Origin of the sequence: Teichococcus globiformis, from assembly GCF_042646265.1 — a bacterium.
Classification (GTDB): domain Bacteria; phylum Pseudomonadota; class Alphaproteobacteria; order Acetobacterales; family Acetobacteraceae; genus Pseudoroseomonas; species Pseudoroseomonas globiformis.
In genome coordinates, this window is the sequence record NZ_JBHRTN010000004.1 from 435,864 (window position 1) to 453,635 (window position 17,772).

General features: G+C 70.4%; 17 protein-coding genes. 1 reads left to right on the plus strand and 16 read right to left on the minus strand.

The genetic code is table 11. The annotated features are described in order from the left end of the window. Positions 1–19 precede the first annotated feature (19 nt). The 5 genes from ACFOD4_RS03925 to ACFOD4_RS03945 form a co-directional block, all read right to left on the minus strand. Positions 20–1,021, minus strand: coding sequence for a Bug family tripartite tricarboxylate transporter substrate binding protein (locus tag ACFOD4_RS03925; protein ID WP_379594535.1), 1,002 nt, complete (start codon positions 1,019–1,021; stop codon positions 20–22). A gap of 113 nt (positions 1,022–1,134) precedes the next feature. After that, positions 1,135–1,953: an IclR family transcriptional regulator gene (locus ACFOD4_RS03930; RefSeq protein ID WP_379594538.1), complete on the minus strand. Its 819-nt coding sequence runs from the start codon at positions 1,951–1,953 to the stop codon at positions 1,135–1,137. 37 nt (positions 1,954–1,990) lie between these two features. Further along, positions 1,991–2,956, minus strand: a complete 966-nt coding sequence (locus ACFOD4_RS03935) for an SMP-30/gluconolactonase/LRE family protein (protein ID WP_379594540.1) — start codon at positions 2,954–2,956, stop codon at positions 1,991–1,993. A gap of 29 nt (positions 2,957–2,985) precedes the next feature. Further along, positions 2,986–4,068 (minus strand): phosphotransferase, encoded by a 1,083-nt coding sequence (locus ACFOD4_RS03940; protein ID WP_379594543.1) that lies wholly within the window; start codon positions 4,066–4,068, stop codon positions 2,986–2,988. Continuing rightward, on the minus strand, positions 4,065–5,303 hold the full coding sequence (locus ACFOD4_RS03945) for an acyl-CoA dehydrogenase family protein (protein WP_379594545.1): 1,239 nt from the start codon (positions 5,301–5,303) through the stop codon (positions 4,065–4,067). The genes ACFOD4_RS03940 and ACFOD4_RS03945 overlap by 4 nt, the downstream gene beginning before the upstream one ends. A 118-nt stretch (positions 5,304–5,421) precedes the next feature. Between ACFOD4_RS03945 and ACFOD4_RS03950 the strand changes: the two genes are divergently transcribed. After that, the gene (locus tag ACFOD4_RS03950; RefSeq protein WP_456316863.1) at positions 5,422–6,408 is read left to right on the plus strand and encodes an NADPH:quinone oxidoreductase family protein; all 987 of its coding nucleotides are present in this window, start codon (positions 5,422–5,424) and stop codon (positions 6,406–6,408) included. Here ACFOD4_RS03950 and ACFOD4_RS03955 read toward each other — a convergent pair. From ACFOD4_RS03955 to ACFOD4_RS04005, 11 genes are all read right to left on the minus strand, one after another. Beyond that, entirely contained in the window at positions 6,377–8,560 is a 2,184-nt protein-coding gene (locus tag ACFOD4_RS03955) for an acetate--CoA ligase family protein (protein ID WP_379594549.1), read from the minus strand. The genes ACFOD4_RS03950 and ACFOD4_RS03955 overlap by 32 nt on opposite strands. Beyond that, positions 8,557–9,540 carry a branched-chain amino acid ABC transporter permease gene (locus tag ACFOD4_RS03960; RefSeq protein WP_379594551.1) on the minus strand — a complete coding sequence of 328 codons (984 nt, stop codon included), beginning with the start codon at positions 9,538–9,540 and terminating at the stop codon, positions 8,557–8,559. Before ACFOD4_RS03960 ends, ACFOD4_RS03955 begins: the two co-directional genes overlap by 4 nt. Further along, a complete protein-coding gene (locus ACFOD4_RS03965) occupies positions 9,540–10,406 on the minus strand; it encodes a branched-chain amino acid ABC transporter permease (protein WP_379594553.1) in 867 nt (288 codons plus the stop codon). The genes ACFOD4_RS03960 and ACFOD4_RS03965 overlap by 1 nt, the downstream gene beginning before the upstream one ends. Then, positions 10,403–11,143, minus strand: a complete 741-nt coding sequence (locus tag ACFOD4_RS03970; RefSeq protein ID WP_379594556.1) for an ABC transporter ATP-binding protein — start codon at positions 11,141–11,143, stop codon at positions 10,403–10,405. The genes ACFOD4_RS03965 and ACFOD4_RS03970 overlap by 4 nt, the downstream gene beginning before the upstream one ends. Next, positions 11,140–11,904: an ABC transporter ATP-binding protein gene (locus tag ACFOD4_RS03975; protein ID WP_379594559.1), complete on the minus strand. Its 765-nt coding sequence runs from the start codon at positions 11,902–11,904 to the stop codon at positions 11,140–11,142. The genes ACFOD4_RS03970 and ACFOD4_RS03975 overlap by 4 nt, the downstream gene beginning before the upstream one ends. Next, positions 11,901–13,049: an ABC transporter substrate-binding protein gene (locus tag ACFOD4_RS03980; RefSeq protein ID WP_379594561.1), complete on the minus strand. Its 1,149-nt coding sequence runs from the start codon at positions 13,047–13,049 to the stop codon at positions 11,901–11,903. Before ACFOD4_RS03980 ends, ACFOD4_RS03975 begins: the two co-directional genes overlap by 4 nt. Before the next feature lie 93 nt (positions 13,050–13,142). Beyond that, entirely contained in the window at positions 13,143–14,204 is a 1,062-nt protein-coding gene (locus tag ACFOD4_RS03985) for an SDR family oxidoreductase (RefSeq protein ID WP_379594563.1), read from the minus strand. Positions 14,205–14,207: 3 nt separating this feature from the next. Continuing rightward, positions 14,208–15,182: a Bug family tripartite tricarboxylate transporter substrate binding protein gene (locus tag ACFOD4_RS03990; protein WP_379594566.1), complete on the minus strand. Its 975-nt coding sequence runs from the start codon at positions 15,180–15,182 to the stop codon at positions 14,208–14,210. A 59-nt stretch (positions 15,183–15,241) separates the two neighbouring features. Then, positions 15,242–16,003 (minus strand): tyrosine-protein phosphatase, encoded by a 762-nt coding sequence (locus tag ACFOD4_RS03995; protein ID WP_379594568.1) that lies wholly within the window; start codon positions 16,001–16,003, stop codon positions 15,242–15,244. A gap of 2 nt (positions 16,004–16,005) precedes the next feature. Beyond that, the gene (locus tag ACFOD4_RS04000; RefSeq protein ID WP_379594570.1) at positions 16,006–16,800 is read right to left on the minus strand and encodes a crotonase/enoyl-CoA hydratase family protein; all 795 of its coding nucleotides are present in this window, start codon (positions 16,798–16,800) and stop codon (positions 16,006–16,008) included. Next, a complete protein-coding gene (locus tag ACFOD4_RS04005; RefSeq protein WP_379594572.1) occupies positions 16,797–17,762 on the minus strand; it encodes an acyl-CoA dehydrogenase family protein in 966 nt (321 codons plus the stop codon). Before ACFOD4_RS04005 ends, ACFOD4_RS04000 begins: the two co-directional genes overlap by 4 nt. Positions 17,763–17,772 lie beyond the last annotated feature (10 nt).

Genomic DNA, 17,772 nt, shown 5'->3' on the forward strand with positions numbered 1-17,772 from the left:
CCCAGGGGCGCCGCCTCCCTCAGCCGATCTCCATCTGCAGGCCCTCGCGCCGCACAACAGCCCCCCACTTCTCGGTCTCCGCCTTCACGAAGGCCGCATACTCCGCCGGCGTGCCATAGGCCGGCACGCCGCCCATCTCGCGGAAGCGTGCCTGGGTCGAGGGCATGTCGAGCAGGGCCTTGATGGCCGCGTTGTGCGCAGCCACGGCACCTTCCGGCGTCCCGGCCGGCAGAAAGGCGCCGAACCAGGTGCTCACATCGTACTCGGCGAGCTCGGGCATGGTTTCGCGCAGCGCTGGCAGTTCCGGGATCTGCGCGTTGCGGTCAGCGCTGGTGACGCCCAACGCACGCACCTTGCCGGCGCGGATCTGCTCCACGGCAGTGGTCAGATTGTCCACAGCGAACTCCACATCACCCGCCATGAGTGCCAGCATGGCCGGCCCCGCACCGCGGAAATGCACCGCCGTGGCCTGGGTTCCCGTCATTTGCTGCAACCAGACGGCGGCCAGGTGCCCCGACTGTCCCGGCCCCGAGGTGCAGTAGTTCAGCCGCCCCTGCTTCTCCTTCAGGTACTGCACGAACTCCGGCATGGTGCGCACCGGCACCGACGGATGCAGCATCAGGACATTCGGGCCGCGGATCATGTTGGACACTGGGATCAACTGCTCGGGCCTGTAGGGCAGGTTGCGGAACAGGGAATAGGCGATGGCCTGCGGCCCGATGTTGCCCACCAGAAGCGTGTGCCCGTCAGGCTTGGCGCGTACTGCCTCGGAGGTGCCGAGCGTGCCGCCGGCACCCGAGCGGTTGTCCACCACCGCCGGCTGGCCCCAGCGTTCCTGCAGCACCGGCGCCAGAAGCCGGCCCATGATGTCGGTTGTTCCCGCCGGCGCGGCAGGGACGATGATGCGCACCGGCTGCGTCGCGTGCCATCCCTCCCGTGCCATCGATGTTCCCGGCAGCACCGAGCTTGCAACTGCCAGTGCACCATGCCGCAGCGCCGTGCGTCGCGTGATCTGCGTCATCCGATCTCCCCCTGCGTGCCGGCTTGTCGCGGCCTCATCGCTCCGGATGGTGCGTCAGGGCGCGGTGGTTGTCATGGCAAATCGGCGGAGGCTGCGTAACAGCGGCGCTTCCTTCAGGCCTCTTGTCGACCTGATCCAAAAAGGGCGGCGCCGACAAGGCGCGCGACATCGCGCAGATCCTTCCCCAACTCGGGAAAGGCTCCCGCATCGTGCTGGGCCGCGACCGTGACGCCGCTGAGGCCGAATCGTGGCCGCCCCGCTGCATCTGTGATCAGCGCCGCCACGGTAACGATGCCGCGGTAAAGATGTTCCCGGTCGATGCTCCAGCCATCGTGCCGCGCCAGGCGCACCTCCGCCAGATAAGTCTCAAAGCTCAGCGGTGTCTGCCAGCGCAGCAAGGCGAAGCGGCGACGCAGCTCAGCCTCCGGCAGGTCCAGCACCGCGGCGATGCAGCGCCCCACCGCGCCCACCAGCATGGGCAGGCGGATGCCCACGGACATTTCCACGCGCACCCCGCTGGGGCTATGCGCGCGGTCCGCCAGCACGATGTGCCCATCCTCGGTGATGTGCCACAGCGTGATCAGCATGCCGTGCTTCAGCGACAGCCGCTGCAGCTCCGGACGGATCAACTCCGCTTCGCGGACGCCGAAGAAACGCGTCGCCAGTTCCGCCACGCCAAGGCCGAGCGTGTAGGTCTTGGCTGCGGCATCGAAGGCAACGAAATGCGCGCGCGCGAGCGTGCGCAGGATGTTGAAGCATGTGCTGACGCTGATGCCGGTGCCGCGGGCGATGGCCGCCACACCGAGCGGGTGCGCGGCCGAGGCCAGGTGCCGCAGAATGGCAACGGCATGCACCACGGCGCCGACCTCGCGGCCACCGCCCGCCGCGCGATCGGGCTCCACCACCGCCATGCCGGGGATATCTGTATCCATCTGCCGGATGTTAGGGCGGGCAGCCCTGTGGCCGCAATCATGATGCCCTGCTTCGGGTGGCCAGCGCGAGGCCTGGCTCGGCCCACGGCACCGCAAGCAGGCGCCCGGTATTGGACAACGTCACATAGGCCGTTCGGCGATCCGGTCCGCCGAAGCATAGATTGGTTGGCATGCGCTCGCCGCAGCGCACCACGTCCAGGATCTCGCCGGTAGGCGAGATGGTGGTGATCTCTCCCGCCACCAGGGTCGCCACGCAGATGTTGCCGCTTTCCGCGACGGCCAGGCTGTCCAACCGGCGAAAACCTGGCAGCTGACACAGCATGCGACCGCCATGCGGGCTCGGCCACGGGTCCTTGCGCAGTTCGCCGGGGCCAAGGATGTCGAAAACCCAGAGCCGCCCCGTCTCGGTTTCCGCCACATACAGGCAGCGTCCATCGGGCGACAGACCGACGCCATTGGCGCCACCGGGAAAGGGGTGCGCAGCTTCCACGATGCGGCTGCCATCCAGCGCGATCCAGTACACCGTGCCATGGTCGCGGCCATGCGCGCGCACCTTGCCGTAATCGGTGACCCAGGCACCACCCTGCCCATCCAGCACGATGTCGTTCGGACCACGCAGCCGCCGCCCGTCACAGGCCTCATAGAGCCGCGTGGCGCTGCCCGATACCGGATCGATCCTCTCGATCCAGCCGCCCGCGTAATCCGGCGGTGCTCCATGCGGGCGCAGCCGCCCTTCCTCCTCGATCCACTCGAAGCCGCCATTATTGCAGCCGTAGAGCGCGCCGTCCGGGCCCAACGCCAGCCCGTTCGGTCCGCCGCCCGTTTGCGCCAGCAGTTCGCGGCTTCCATCCTCGGCAATGGCGGTGATCTGCCCCGCCTCGATCTCCGTCAGCGCGATGCGGCCGTCGGGCAACACCACCGGTCCTTCCGGAAAGCGCAGCCCCTCGGCCAGGATGCGCGCGCCCGGCACTGCCATGGCGTCGCGGCCCTGCGGGTCCATCATGGATGTCATTCCTTCTCCCCCTTTGCTGCTCACGCCTCGACCTGTTGCGCGATGTCCCAGGCACGCTCGGCCATGCCGCGATACCGCTCGCGATAGCCGATGGCCCGCGGGTCGGCGGCGTTGCCGTCCAGTGCACGGCGCCACACACCGGCAACGATGGAGGCCAGTCGGAACATGGAGAACACCACGAAGACCTGGAGCTCCGCCGGCACGGGCCTTTCGGCGGCGCGGCAGTACTCGGCGACGAACTCCGCCTCCGTGGGGATGCCGGCGGGCGGCGCGGCCTCCCCCTGGACCCCAGTCAGACCGGTCGGGCCGGCCGGCAGGTGATAGGTCAGGCAGGCATAGGCGAGGTCCGCCAGCGGATGCCCCAGCGTCGCGAGTTCCCAGTCCAGCACGGCAACGACGCGCGGCTCCCGCTCATGCAAGATGACGTTGCCGAGCCGGAAGTCTCCATGCACGATCGCCGGCTCGTCATCTGCCGGCAAATGCGCGGCGAGCCATGCGGCGGTGCGGTCCATCGCCGGCATCTCCTCGACCTTTACCGCCTCCCACTGCTTCGTCCAGCGCTGCACCTGCCGCTCCATATAGCGCCCCGGGCGGCTGAAATCCGACAATCCTGCCGCCTGCCAGTCCACTCGGTGCAGCGCCGCCAGCACGCGTGCCAGATCGGCGTAGGCCGCCGCACGCTCCGCCGCCGTGCCTGAACGCATCACCCGGTCGGGAAAGATGCGCCCCGGCACATGATCCATGACGAAGAAGGGCGTGCCGATCACCGCCTCATCCTCGCAGAGCAGTCGCATGCGCGGCACCGGCACCGCCGATCCTTCCAGCGCCTGCATCACACGGAACTCGCGCTCCACCGCGTGCGCCGACGGCAGCAGCTTGCCCGGCGGCTTCTTGCGCAGCACGTAGTCGCCGGCCGCCGTCGCCAGGTGGAAGGTCGGGTTGGACTGCCCGCCCTGGAACTGCCGGACCGTGATTGCCTCGCCTGAGCATCCCGGCAGGCGGCCCGCCAGGTACCGCGCCAGCGCCGCCTCGTCGAAGCGGTGGTTGTCGAGCACCGGCACCAGCACCGGCACGCCGTCCGCCAGGGCCGCGCCAGCGCTCATGCCGCGCCCCCCGGCGGCGCATTGCGCGGCGGCCGGTACTTGTTCAGCTCCATGCGGCCGAGCTGGAAGCGATGCACCTCGTCCGGCCCGTCGACGATGCGCAGCGTGCGCGCGATCTTGTACATGTAGGCCAGGGGAAAATCCTCGGTCACGCCGGCGCCGCCATGCGCCTGGATGGCCCAGTCCACCACTTGGCAGGCCATGTCGGGCGCGGCCACCTTGATCTCCGCGATCTCCGTGCGCGCCGCCTTGTTGCCGACCGTGTCCATGCGCCACGCCGCATGCAGCGTCAGCAGTCGGCACTGGTCGATCAGGATGCGCGACTGCGCGATGCGATCGACGACCACGCCCTGATCGGCCAGCGGCTTGCCGAAGGGGCGGCGATCGAGCGAGCGGCGGCACATCAGCTCCAGCGCCCGTTCCGCGATGCCGATGGCGCGCATGCAGTGGTGGATGCGGCCAGGGCCCAGCCGCCCCTGCGCGATCTCGAAGCCGCGCCCCTCGCCCAGCAGCATGTTCTCCGCCGGCACCCGCACATCTTCGAACAGGATTTCGGCGTGGCCGTGCGGGGCGTCGTCGAAGCCGAACACCGGAAGCATCCGCTTGATGGTCAGGCCCGGCGTATCGCGCGGCACCAGGATCATCGACTGCTGCTTGTGCTTCTCCGCACCGGGATCGGTCTTGCCCATCACGATGAACAGGGTGCAGCGCGGATCGCCGGCGCCGGAGGACCACCATTTGCGTCCGTTGATGACGTAGTCGCCGCCCCGCCGCTCGATCCGCGTCTGGATGTTGGTGGCATCAGAGGACGCGACATCCGGTTCGGTCATGGCGAAGCAGGAGCGGATCTCCCCTTCCAGCAGCGGCCTCAGCCAGCGCGCCTTGTGGTCCTCGGTTCCGTAGCGCTCCAGCGTCTCCATGTTGCCGGTGTCGGGCGCCGAGCAGTTGAACACCTCGCTCGACCATGGCACCCGCCCCATGATCTCGGCGAGCGGCGCGTATTCCAGGTTGCTGAGTCCGGCGCCATGCGAGGAGGCGGGCAGGAACAGGTTCCACAGCCCCGCCTCCCTTGCCTTCGGCTTCAACGCCTCGGTGATCGGCACGGGCTGCCAGCGATCGGTCATCGCCGCCTGTTGCTCGTGGTGCAGATGATCGTTCGGCAGGATGTGCTCATCCATGAAATCCTGCAGCCGGCGCCGCAAATCCTGCACCTTGTCCGAGTAAGCGAAGTCCATGCGCCGTCTCCCTTGTCTTCGATCCAGTGTCGCGATCGGGGGCTTGTGCCCCCGCCCGCCTTCCCCGCACTCTGCGTCAACAACGATGCAAGGGAGGACAGGCGTCTTGAAAGCCGTCATGTGTCACGCATACGGGCCGCCATCTGCTTTGCGCGTCGAGGACGTGGCGGAGCCACGGCCGGAGCCCGGCCAGATCCTGCTGCGGGTCGAGGCCTGCGGCGTCAACTTTCCCGACACCCTCATCATCCAGGGCAAGTACCAGCAGAAGCCGCCCATGCCCTTCATTCCCGGCGGCGAGGTTTGCGGCATCGTCATGGCGCTGGGCGAGGGCGTCGAGGGGCCCGCCCCCGGCACCCGCGTCGCCGCCGTGATCACCCAAGGCGGCTTCGCCGAGATGGTGGCGGTGGACGCCACGAAGGCCGTGCCCGTTCCGCAGGGCGTGGCGCCCGCCGACGCGGCGGCGCTCGGCCTCGCCTACGGCACCGTGCTGCACGCGCTGGAGGATCGCGGCGCACTGCAGCCAGGCGAGACGCTGCTCGTGCTCGGCGCATCGGGCGGCGTCGGCACCGCCGCCATCCAGATCGGCAAGCTGCTCCGCGCGCGGGTGGTCGCCGCCGCGTCCTCGGCGGCCAAGCTGGAGGCCTGCCGCGAGGCCGGCGCCGATCTCCTGCTCGACTACAGCGAGGAAGGCTGGCGCGACCGCCTGCGCGAGATGACGGGAGGCGACGGCCCCGACGTCATCTTCGATCCCGTTGGCGGCCCCTTTTCCGAGCCGGCGCTGCGCTCCATCGCTTGGCGCGGCCGCTACCTGGTGGTGGGCTTCGCGGCCGGCGAGATCCCGCGCATCCCGCTGAACCTCGCCCTGCTGAAGAACTGCGCCATCACCGGCGTGTTCTACGGTGCCTTCACCCGGCGCGAGCCGGAGCGCAACCGCGACATGCTCGCCCGCCTGTATGGCTGGGTGGCGGAAGGCCGCCTGCGCCCCGTCATTTCCCGCAGCTTTCCGCTGGACCAGGCCAGCGCGGCGCTGGAAATGCTGGCGGCGCGGCAGGCCACCGGAAAGCTGGTGCTGCTCACCCATCCGAGCCCGGCTCCGGCCGGCTGAGCGCGATCAGCGCATCCACGGCGATCTGCCGGGTTCCCGCGCAGATCACCGGGTTGACGTCGATCTCCGCGATGCGGCCGGCATGGTCGGCCGCGAGTTCCGAGACGCGCTGCACGATGTCGGCCAGGATGCCGATGTCGGCGCCGGGCAGGTTGCGGAAGCCCGAAAGCAGTTGTGCGCCCTTCAGCCGCCCCAGCATCACCCGCGCTTCGGCTCCGCCCACCGGTGCCAGCGCCACGGCGCTGTCGCGCAGCAGCTCCACCAGGATGCCGCCCAGCCCCACCAGCACCGTTGGTCCGAAAAGCGGGTCCTGCCGCGCGCCCACCACCATCTCGATGCCCTGCGGCACCATGGGCTGCACCAGCACGCCGTTGATGGGGGCGTCGGGCGCGGCGCGGCGCGCATTGCTCATCACCTCCCCGAAGGCCGCGCGCACCGCCGCCGCATCGGCCAGGTTGAGGCGGATCACCCCCGCTTCGGTCTTGTGCGGCAAAGCGGGGCTTTCCACCTTCAGCACCACGGGGTAGCCGGTTTCCCCGGCGGCCCGCACCGCCGTCTCCGCATCGGTCGCCAGCACCTCCCGCACCACGGGGATGCCGTAGGCGGCCAGCACCGCCTTGGCCTCGCGCTCGGTCAGCACAGGTCCCGTGGCGGCATCCAGCATCCGGCCCGCCGCTTCCCTTGCCCCCGGCGGGGAGGCGCGGGTCGCCGCCGCCTCCGCGGGCGCCGCGGCACGGGCCTGCCAGGCGGCGATCGCATCCAGGCAGCGACCCATCGACCGGAACAAGGCAACATCGGGCACCGCCTCCGCTTCCCGCGCGCCCGGGCCTTCCAGCCACTGGCTGGTCCAGACCACGCAGCCGACCTTGCCATGCCGGGCGGCAATCTCGCCCAGCATCGCGAAGCGCGGCGTGGCGAAGTCATAGGCGTAGCCATTGGGCAGCAGCAGCGCGCCATAGGCCGGATCAGCCAGCAGCGCCTCCATGCAGTCGCGCAGCGATGCAGGATCGGTCAGCACCTGGGCTGTGACATCGCAGGGGTTGCGGGCCGAGCCGAAATCCGGGATGCGCGCCGCCAGCACGCGCTGCGCCGCCTCCCCCGGCTGGGGCAGGGGAACGCCCGCCGCCTCGGCGCTGTCTGCCGCCATGATGGCCGCGCCACCCGAGGTCGAGACCACCGCCACCCCCGGCGCGCGCGGCGGCGGTGCCTTGGCCAGAAACGAGGTCAGCTCCAGCAGCCCCTCGTAGCTTTCCGACAGCACCATGCCCGCGCGGGCGAAGGCTGCGCGATAAACCTCGTTCGATCCCGCCAGGGAGCCGGTGTGCGACATCGCCGCCTGCGCCCCCTGCTCACCGGTGCCGAGCTTGTGCACCACCACCGGCTTGCCGTTGCGCCGCGCCAGTTCCGCCGCCTCGATCAGCCGCCGCGGCTCCGCCATGCCCTCGAACAGCAGGGCAATGGCCGAGCAGCCCGGATCCTCGGCCAGCGCCGCCACAAGGTCCGCCACGTCGATGTCGCCGGAGTTGCCGCAGGTCAGCACGCGCCCGACCTGGGCGCCGGCCTCCACCGCCTGCGCCAGCGCGAAGCCCAGATTGCCCGACTGGCTGACGATGCCCACGGCCGGTCGGGTGGGCGGGGCGGCGGGGCGCGGAATGGCGACGAAGCTGATCTCTGCCCGCCGCACATAGTCGGTGACGCCGATGCAATTCGGCCCCAGGAGCCGCAGCCCGCCGGCCCGCGCCGTGGCAACGAGCTCGCGCTGCAGAGCCACCCGTTCTGGCCGCCCGGTTTCCGCGAAGCCCGCCGCATAAAGCACCAGCGCCCCTACCCCGGCTGCAACGCAGTCGCGCACTACCCCCTCACACGCCTCCAGCGGTGTCGCCGCGACCACCAGGTCCGGCACCTCCGGCAGCGTGGCGATGGAGGGGTGGCAGGATCGCTCGCCGATGCGGTCGTAGCGCGGATTCACCAGATGGAGCCGCCCTGCGAAGCGCGACAGGTTGCTGACCGTGCGCTCGCCAAAGGAGCCGGCGCGGGCCGAGGCGCCCACCACGGCGATGCTCTGCGGCTCCAGCAGCTTCAGCAGGTCGGCGCGACGATACAGCGGCCTCGAGGCCTTGGCATCGGTCAGGGCATTCGGGTGCGGCGTCATGACTGGACGGCTGGCCTCGCTTCGGGTTGCGGGATCGTTCGCTCGCGACGGGCGAGGACGCGGCGGAACAGCCCGTCCAGCCCGCCCGGCAGCAGGGCGAGCGCCGCCACCAGCGCCCCTCCCAGGATGATGGCGTTGATGTCGCCGCCAAAGGACAGGAAGCGTTCCTGCCCGACGATCAGGGCGGTGCCGATCAACGGGGCCAGCAACAGCCGCCGCCCCACCAGCACCACGGCCGTGAGCATCAGCACCAGGAAATACGTTTCGAACAGGTCCGGCCCGACATAGGCGCGCTGGTAGGCGTACAGCCAGCCGGCGGCGGCGCTGAACGGCGCCGAGAGCACGAACACCCCAAGCCGCACCCGCCGCACGTCGATCCCGGACATCGTGGCCAGGCGCGGGTTCAAATGCACCATCATCGCCATGGCGCCGAGCCGCGAGCGGCGGAACTGCCGGATGGCGTAGAGCGCCACCAGCAGCAGCACAAAGGCGAAGGGCCAGAGCTGCGCGTCATTCGTCGCGCCGAGCTGCAGTGGCCCGAGCCACAGCGACAGCGTCGGAATGCCCGACACGCCGTCGGACCCGCCCAGCACCTCCCAGTTGTGCGCGATGGCGGCCGCCACCACCGTGGCGGCATAGGTCACCAGAGAGAAGACGAACTCCCGCAGCGCCAGGGTGACGAGGCCGAGCAGCAGGGCGATCAGCACCCCCGCCGCCAGGGCCCCCGCCAGGGTGGTCCAGCCGCCGGCACCGAGCCGCGTCGACAGCAAGCCCGTGGCATAGGCGCCGGCGGCGAAGAACACGGTGTGCGCCAGGCTGACCTCGCCCAGGTCGGACACCACGATGTCGAGGCCGTAGGCCGCCACCGCCATGATGGCGATCACGGTGAAGGCACCGTGCACCCCGCCGAGCCATCCCGGCAGCAGGAACACCAGCACCGCGCCGAGCAGGCCGAGCGCGGGCAACATGGCATTTCGCATCACCGGCCTCCCGCCCGCATGGCCAACCCGCTCGGCCGCAGCACCAGCACCAGGATCAGCACGCCGAAGGCGGCCGTGGTGGCATAGGCGGGCGACACGAATCCGCCGAACAGCGCGGTGAAGATGCCGAGGCCCAACCCGGCCAGGTAGCTGCCCGCCACGGAGCCGATGCCGCCCAGCACCACCACCACGAAGGTGATGATCACCTCCTCGAAGCCGATGCTGGTCAGGATCGGCGTGCGCGGCGCCACCATCGCCGCCGCCAGGGCCACCGCCGCGCCCTCAAAGGCAAAAACGGCGAAGTAGACGCGCCGCACGTCGATGCCCGCGAGCTGCGCCAGCTTGGGGTCCTCCGCCACCATGCGCGCGGTGCGGCCGAGCGAGCCGCGCTCCAGCCCGAAATGCAGCAGCAGGAAGGCGGCGATGCTGACGCCGATCACTGCGAGGTCCTGCGCTGTCACCCAGGCACCGGCAATCTCGAAATCCAGGTAGGTGAGCGGCGTCTCCAGCACCTGCGGCTGGCCGCCGAACACCAGCCCGGCGATGCCGCGCATCATGTGCCCGAAGCCCAGCGTCACGATCATGATGGACACCAGGTCCTGCGCGAAAGTCAGCCGCAGCATCGCCGCCTGCATCACCAGACCGATCAGCAGCCCGGCCAGCATGGCGAAGGCGATCGCCACCGGGTAGGGCAGGCCCATCCCCGCCATTGACCACCAAGTCACGAAGGCGGCAATCATGTAGATCTGGCCATGGCCGAAATTCACCAGCCGGGCGACGCCCAGCAGCACGGTCCAGCCCACGGCGATCAGCGCGTAGCCGTGCCCCAGCACGATGCCGTTGATGATCTGCTGCACCAGGTTCATGCGGCGGCCTCCCCCAGATAGGCTTCCAGGATGCGCGGATCGTCGCGCATGGCGGCGGCCGGCCCTTCGGCCAGGATGCGCCCCCGCTCCAGCAGGATCAGCCGGTCCACCACGGCGAGCGCGGCGCGAACGTTCTGTTCCACCAGCAACACGGACAGGTTCCGGTCGACAAGCCCGCGCACCGCCCGCAACACGTCGGTCACGAGGCGCGGCGCCAGCCCGATGGAAGGCTCGTCCAACAGCAGCGCCCGTGGGCCGAGGCGCAGCGCGCGGGAAATGGCCAGCATCTGCCGCTCGCCGCCCGACAGCGCCGAGGCCTTGTGCTGCCGCCGTTCCCGCAGCCGCGGGAACAGCGCCTCGATTTCCGCCTCGTCATGCACATGGCCGGGCGCGTCCGGCGGCGCGGCGGCAGCCAGGTTCTCGGCCACCGTCAGGCTCATGAACACCGCGCCGCCTTCCGGCACCAATGCCAGCCCGCGCGACACGCGCGCATGCGTCGGCAGCGCACCGATCTCCTCCCCCGCCAGCCGCACGCTGCCGCCGACAACGGGATTGCCGCGCGACCAGCCCAGCAGGGCGTTCACCAGCGTGGACTTGCCGGCACCGTTGGCGCCCACCACCCCCACCAACTCGCCCGGTGCCAGGGCGATGTGCGGGATGTCGAGGGCCACGTGCCCGCCATAGGAGACGCGCAGATCGCGCGCCTCCAGCACGGGTCCTTCCACGGACCTGCTCATGCGGCCTGCCCCAGATAGGCCTCGCGAACACGCGGGTCGTTCTGGATCTGCTGTGGCGGGCCGGACGCGAGGGCGCGGCCTTGGTCCAACACCAGCAGCCGGTCCGCCACGGACATGACGAGGTCCATGTGATGCTCGATCAGGACGATGGCCACGCCCTCCGCGCGCAGGCGCCGCAGCAGGGCCGCGAGATGCGCCATGTCCGCACCGCCCAGCCCTGCCGCCGGCTCGTCCAGCATCAGCACCTGCGCGCCGCGCCCGAAGGCCAGCGCGATGGACAGCATGCGCTGGCTGCCATATGGGATGTTCGGCGGCCGCAGCGCGTGCATGCCATGCGGCACACCGAAGCGTTCCAGCATTGCCGTCGCCTCCTGCTCCAGCGCCGCACGGCGCCGGGCCTCGCGCCAGGGCATGGCCAGGCTCTGCAACAGTCCCGTGCCCCCTTCCCGCGCCAGCACCGCCACCATGTTGTCCAGCACGGTCATGGTGGTGAAAAAGGCATTCTGCTGGAAGGCGCGCTTCAGGCCCAGCGCCGCCAGGGCATGCGGCGGCAGCCCCGTCACCTCCCGGTCGCCCAGCCACACACGGCCGCTTCGCAGCGTCATGTGCGTCGCTGCGTCGTAGCAGGAACTCTTGCCGGCGCCGTTGGGCCCGATGATGCCGAGGATCTCGCCGGGCGCCACGTGCCAGCTCACATCCTGCAGGGCCACCAGCGCGCCATAGCGCACGCCGAGGGCCTCCACCCGCATGGCAACGGTCACGCGCGTACCTCGATCTTGCCGTCCTTGACCGTGAAGAGCTGGTGGCGCGAGGCGAGCTGCCCTTCCGGGCTGAAGGCGATGTCACCGAGCACCGTGCCCGCGAAGCGACCGCCGCGGATACGCGTCCCGATCTTCTCGCGCTCCAGCGTCTTCAGCTCGTTCGCGGCGCTGGCCCAGACCTGCACCGACGCGGCACCCAGCGCCATGAACTTGTCCGGCGTGTACTGGATCTTCGCTTCCGCACGCCGCACGAAATCCTGGTTGACCGGGTTGGAAGCGAAGGGCTCGACCTTGGGGAAGTAGATATCGGCGCCGATGATGCCGTTGGCCGCCTCTCCCGCCACCTGGATCACGCTGGGCGCCACCGTGCCCACCGCCGTCACCAGATCGCCTCGCAGCCGCATCTGCCGCGCCTGCCGGATCAGTGCCGGCAGTCCCGACCCCTCATTGGCGTTGCTGACGACCACCGCATCCGCGTTGCTGGACCTGACATTGGTCAGCGCCACCCGGAAATCGGCCTGCGCGAAGGGAAACCGCTCCTCGCCGACCTTGGTGTAGTCATGGCCAAGCTCCTTCAATGCCGCCTCGATGGAGGCCTGGGCGCCGGTGCCATAGGCGTCGTTCTGAGTAACAAAAGCGACGCGCTTCGCGCCGCTCGCCTTCAGATGCTCGGCGATCACCCGTCCATCCTGGGCATTGGAGGAGTTCAGCCGCACAGCCAGCGGGTTTCCGCCGCCGGTGAGGATGCCGTCGGCCTTCGAGATGGCGGTGATGTCCAGCACACCCGCGCGTGCCAGCACGGTCTGGATGGCCAGCGTCACGGGGCTGTTCCACCCCTCGATCACCACCGCCACACCCTCGCCGATCAGCTCGTTGGCGCGGCTGACGCCTACGGCCGGTGTCGATTCGTCGTCGCGGCGCAGGATCTGCACCGGCCGACCCAGCACCCCGCCGGCATCGTTCACCATCGCCGCCGCCACCTCGATCGCCTCGCATACATGCTGGCCCTGCACGGCGGCGCCGCCGCTCAGCGGAAACAGCGCGCCGACCTTGATCGGATCCGCCGCCCGAGCCAGCCGCGGCGCCGCGAGCGCCACCGCCCCGGCGCCGGACAGGACCAGGACATTCCTGCGTGTGACAGCCATGAAAGCCTCCTCCGAACGCCGCCATGTGTTCATGGTCGGTGCTTGTTGCCCGGGCCTGCATCCCGTGCCGGGCCTCCGGTTCAGCCATGTTCCTCAGCGCGGCAGGATGCGCCGCCGCTGCAGGTCCGCCAGCCACCATTCCAGCATCGCCGTGCTGTCGACGCAGTCGCCGAACCCCGCTTGCCGGATCTTGATGGTGCTCACCAGCGACGCCGCCTGGTCATCGCGGCTGAAGGCGAAGTCGGCGAACTGCCAGGACGAGCCCACCAGCGCCTCCAGCCCCAGCGGCCGCAGCCCGTGCTCGCGCACGATGCCCTGCCACACCGCCTCCTTGCCCGCCATCAGCGCCGGCAGTGGCATCGGGTGCGGCGCGCCCATCTTCATGCCGAACACCTCCGCCACGGCGGGAAACAGGTCGCGCCAGCACAGCACATCGCCGTTGGTGACGTTGAAGATGCGGTCCCGTGCCGCATCGCTCCCCCCCGCCCACAGAATGGCCGAGGCCAGCAGCCGCGCATCCGTCGCCTCCGTGATGCGGTCGCCACGCCCAGGATAGACCAGCGGCAGCCCCATGGCGCGGCTCACCGCGGCATAGACGCCGATGGCCGAGAGCAGGTTCATGGCACTGCCGACCGCGAAGCCGATCACCGCCTGCGGCCGCAGCACGGTCCAGGACCAGCCGCGCCCGCCCTGCCGCTCGCGCAGCCAGTCCTCCTGCAGCCAGTAGAAGTTCGGATGCATGTGGCGCGGCGCATCCTCCTTGCCCGGAATGGGCATCTGGCCTAGATGCACGCCATAGGCCTTGGTGCCCTGCAGCAGCGTCACATGGCTCAGCGTCCCGTCATCCAGCGCCTCGACGCAGTTCGCGAGCATGGCGAGGTTGGTCTGCATCTGCTCCTCGTCGAGCCATCCGGCGCGCAGCTCCGGCTTCTCGTAGAGGGCGCTGTAGACCAGATGGGTGGCGCCGGCGCCGTGCAACGCCGTACGGCAGGCCGCCGGATCGGTCAGGTCCACGGCGAGGTAGCGTGCGCCATCCGGCTCGGAAGGCGGCCGCCGTGACAGCCCGATGACATCCCACCCCTCCGCGAGGTACCGCTGCAACGCCGCGCTGCCGACAAGGCCCGAGGCACCGGCAATGACAACCCTGCCCGCCACGGCTCAGGCCTTGGCCAGCCGCGCCACCAGATCGCGCCAGCGATCCGCGTCGCGTCGAAGATAAGTGGCGTAATCGTCGGGCGAGCCGTCGGCGACGAACTGCCCTTCATCGAGCAGCCGCTGCCGCAGCTCCGGCGACTTCATGCCTTCCAGCGCCGCCTGGTTCAGCCGGAGCACAGCCGGTGTCGGGGTGCGCGCCGGCACCAGCAGGCCGAAATGCGTCTGGCACACCATGTTCGGCCCCAATTCGGCGAAGTTGGGGATGCTGGGCGTTACGGCCAGCCGCTGACCCTCCCCGGTCCAGCCGATGATGGTGCCGCGATCCGAACGCTGCGCCGCCAATGCCGAGCTCCCTCCCACCACGATCACGTCCAGCGTTCCGGCCATCAGGTCGGTCAGCTGCTGCGCGTCGCCGCGATAGGTGATCTCCTGCATGCGGATGCCGAGCCCCTCCATCACCACCACGGCGGCGAGGTTGTTGAAGGAGGTCGGTCCGTTTGAGCCGTAGTTGAGCTGGCCCTTGCGCGCCTTTGCCAGCGCGACGAAGCTCTCCACACTGTCGGCCAAGCCTTTGCGCACCACGATGCCGAAGGGCAGCGTGGTCACCAGCGCCACCGGCGCCAGGTCCTCCGCACGGTAGGACAGCTTCTCCGGCAGCAGCGGGTTCAGCGTCATGGTGGTGCCCGAGGCCATGAGCAAGGTGTGGCCATCCGGGGCCGCCCGCGCAACAGCATCCGCGCCGATCGCTGTCTGCGCGCCTGGCTTGTTCTCCACGATCACAGGCTGCTTCAGCAGCGGCGCCATTTTCTCCGCCAGGATGCGCGCCGCGACGTCCGTCGCCCCGCCTGGCGGGAACGGCACCACCATGGTCACCGGCCGCGACGGAAACGCTTCCGCCGCCCTCAGCACCGCCGGCCGCGCCAGCAGCGATGGCAACAGCGCGGCCGGTGCCAGCCGAATCATGCTTCGCCTGCGCATCCCTCTTTCCTCCCTGATCGCCGGCCTTTGCGGCCGGTCGTGTCGGTTTCAGCCGATCCTCACTCCAGCAGCGCGTCCTGCAGCGACCGCAGGCGCTCCGGCCCGAAGCCCATGGCACCCGACAGGAAGTCCGCCTCGTTGCGATACCCTTGCAGGGCGCGATCCAGCGCGCCGTGCAGCAGGGGCGCATGTGCGCTCAACAGCGCCTCCGCCACGGCGGCCGGCGTGCCCTCGGGCAGGCTGCGCTCGCGCCGCCACAAACGGTTGGTGGCGAGGTAATCCGCCAGGATGGTGTCGCGAGGGACGCCCAGCGCAGTCAGCAACAATGCCGCTGCGAAGCCGGTGCGATCCTTGCCGGCCGTGCAGTGAAACAGCAACGGGCGCCGGTCGGCTTCGGCGATCAGCTCCAGCAACGCGCGGAAGCGCGGCAGCTTTTCCGTGGCATAGGCCTGGTAGGCGCGCCGCAGCAGGGACAACACGTCTTCCCCCGTGGCGTCCCCCCGTTCCAGCAAGTTCCGCAGGGAGCCGCCAACCGTGGGCTCCACCGGCAAGGTCACGACCTGCAGCGGCGGCCCTGGCAAACAGGATGGCGAGCGCTCCCGCTCCGCATCGCCGCGCAGATCCACCACCGTGCGCAGCCCCAGCTCCGCCAACACACCATGATCCGCCGCCGTCAGCGCCGCCAGCGAGGATGCGCGGAACACCTGCCCCCTGCGCACCCGCCGTCCATCCGCGGCGAGGTAGCCGCCGAGATCACGCAGGTTGCTGCATCCATCCAGGCTGATCCGGCACGGCAACTCCGCGGCGGCGTCCTCCGACATGCTCAGCGCCCTTCGAAGCGTGGCGGGCGCTTCTCGAACCAGGCATTCACCGCCTCCTCGTGGTCGCGCGTGGTGTGCGCCAGCGCCTGGAACGAGGCCGACATCTCCAGCAGCGAGGCCAGGCTCATGTGCTGCCCCTCGCGCAGCAGCCGCTTGGTCATGCGCAGCACCTGCGGTGGATTGCGCGCGATGCGCCCCGCCAGCCCCCGCGCCGCCTCCATCAGCTCCGCATCCGGCACCACGCGCGAAACCAGCCCGCATTCCAGCGCGCCCCGTGCATCCAGCCGGTCCCCGGTGAAGGCCATCTCCGCCGCCTTGGACTGTCCCACCGCGCGCGGCAGCAGCCAGGCGCCGCCGTCCCCCGGCACAATGCCGACGCTGACAAAGCTTTCGGCGTAGGAAGAGCTTTCGGCACCGATGCGGATGTCGCACATGCAGGCGAGGTCCAGCCCCGCCCCGATCGCCGGCCCGTTCACCGCCGCGACCGTCGGCACGTCCAGTTCATAGAGCGCCAGCGGGATCTTCTGGATGCCGCGACGGTAGCTCTCGCGGATGGCGGCGGGCGGCATGCCGAAGCGCTCCCGCATCGACTTCAGGTCGCCGCCGGCCGAGAAGGCGCTCCCCGCGCCGGTCAGGATCACCGCGCGCACATCCGGCTCGGCGGCGATCCGCGCGCAGGCCTCCACGAAGGCCTCCGTGGTGCCACCCTCGATCGAAAGCGCGTTGCGGCGCTCGGGCGCGTTCATGGTCAGCGTCACCACGGGCCCGTCGCGCTCGAACAGCAGGAAGCCGCTCATGATGTCGTCTCCAGCGATACGGGGGCGAGATGCGCGCGCACGAAGCCCAGCGTGTCGGGCGCCGCATCCGCCAGAACCCGCCGTCCCAGCCACAGCGCCCAGTGCGCCTCGCCGCCGAAGCGCAGCCGTCCGGCCTGCAGCCGCGCGGTCTGGCGGTGCAGCGCCACTTCCTCGGTGATGCCCATGGCGCCCTGCACGGCATGGGCGATGGACGCGATGCGCACCGCCGCTTCTCCTGCCCGCAGCTTGGCGGCGGCGACCCGTGTTGCGCTGAGGCCGAGCGGCCCCTCGCCATCGGCCACGGAAGCCAGCTGCGCGGCCATGCGCGTGGCGAACACATCCTCCGTCAGAACGCTGAGCTGCTGCTGCACCGCCTGGAAGGCCGCCACGGGACGGCCAAATTGCTGCCGGTCCTGCGCGTGGCGCAGCGTGTCCTCCAGGATGCGCTCCGCCGCGCCCGCCATGGCCGCCACCTCCAGCCACGCCCCGGCCACGTCCAGCCCGGAGCCACCGAGCCGCGGCCCCTCGCCCGACGGGCGCCGCAGCACGAGGCCGCCCGAGGCGCCTTCCTCCGCCGCGGACGCTTCCTCCGGCAGCGGCAACAGCACGGCCCCGCCGCCATCCGGCCACAGCACCCAGTCCGGCAACGGCCCGGACGGCAGGCGCCCCATGCGGTCGCCCCAGGGCTCGGCCAGCGCGACCAGCCCAGGCGGTGCCTCGATCCCAGCGCCCGCCAGCAGCGCCCGCGCCACCATGGTGTCGCCCAGCGGCGCCGTCACCGCGAAGCGCGCCGCGGCCAGCAGCACCGGCAGCGCCTCGGCCGGGCCGATGCCGATGCCGCCCGAGGCTTCGGGCACCAGCGCCAGCAGGAAGCCGGCTTCCTCCACTGCCTCCACAAGCCCGTCCGACCCGGCCTGGCGGGCAAACAATTCGGCGGCGGAGCGGGCCAGAAGATCGTCCATCACTCTCTCT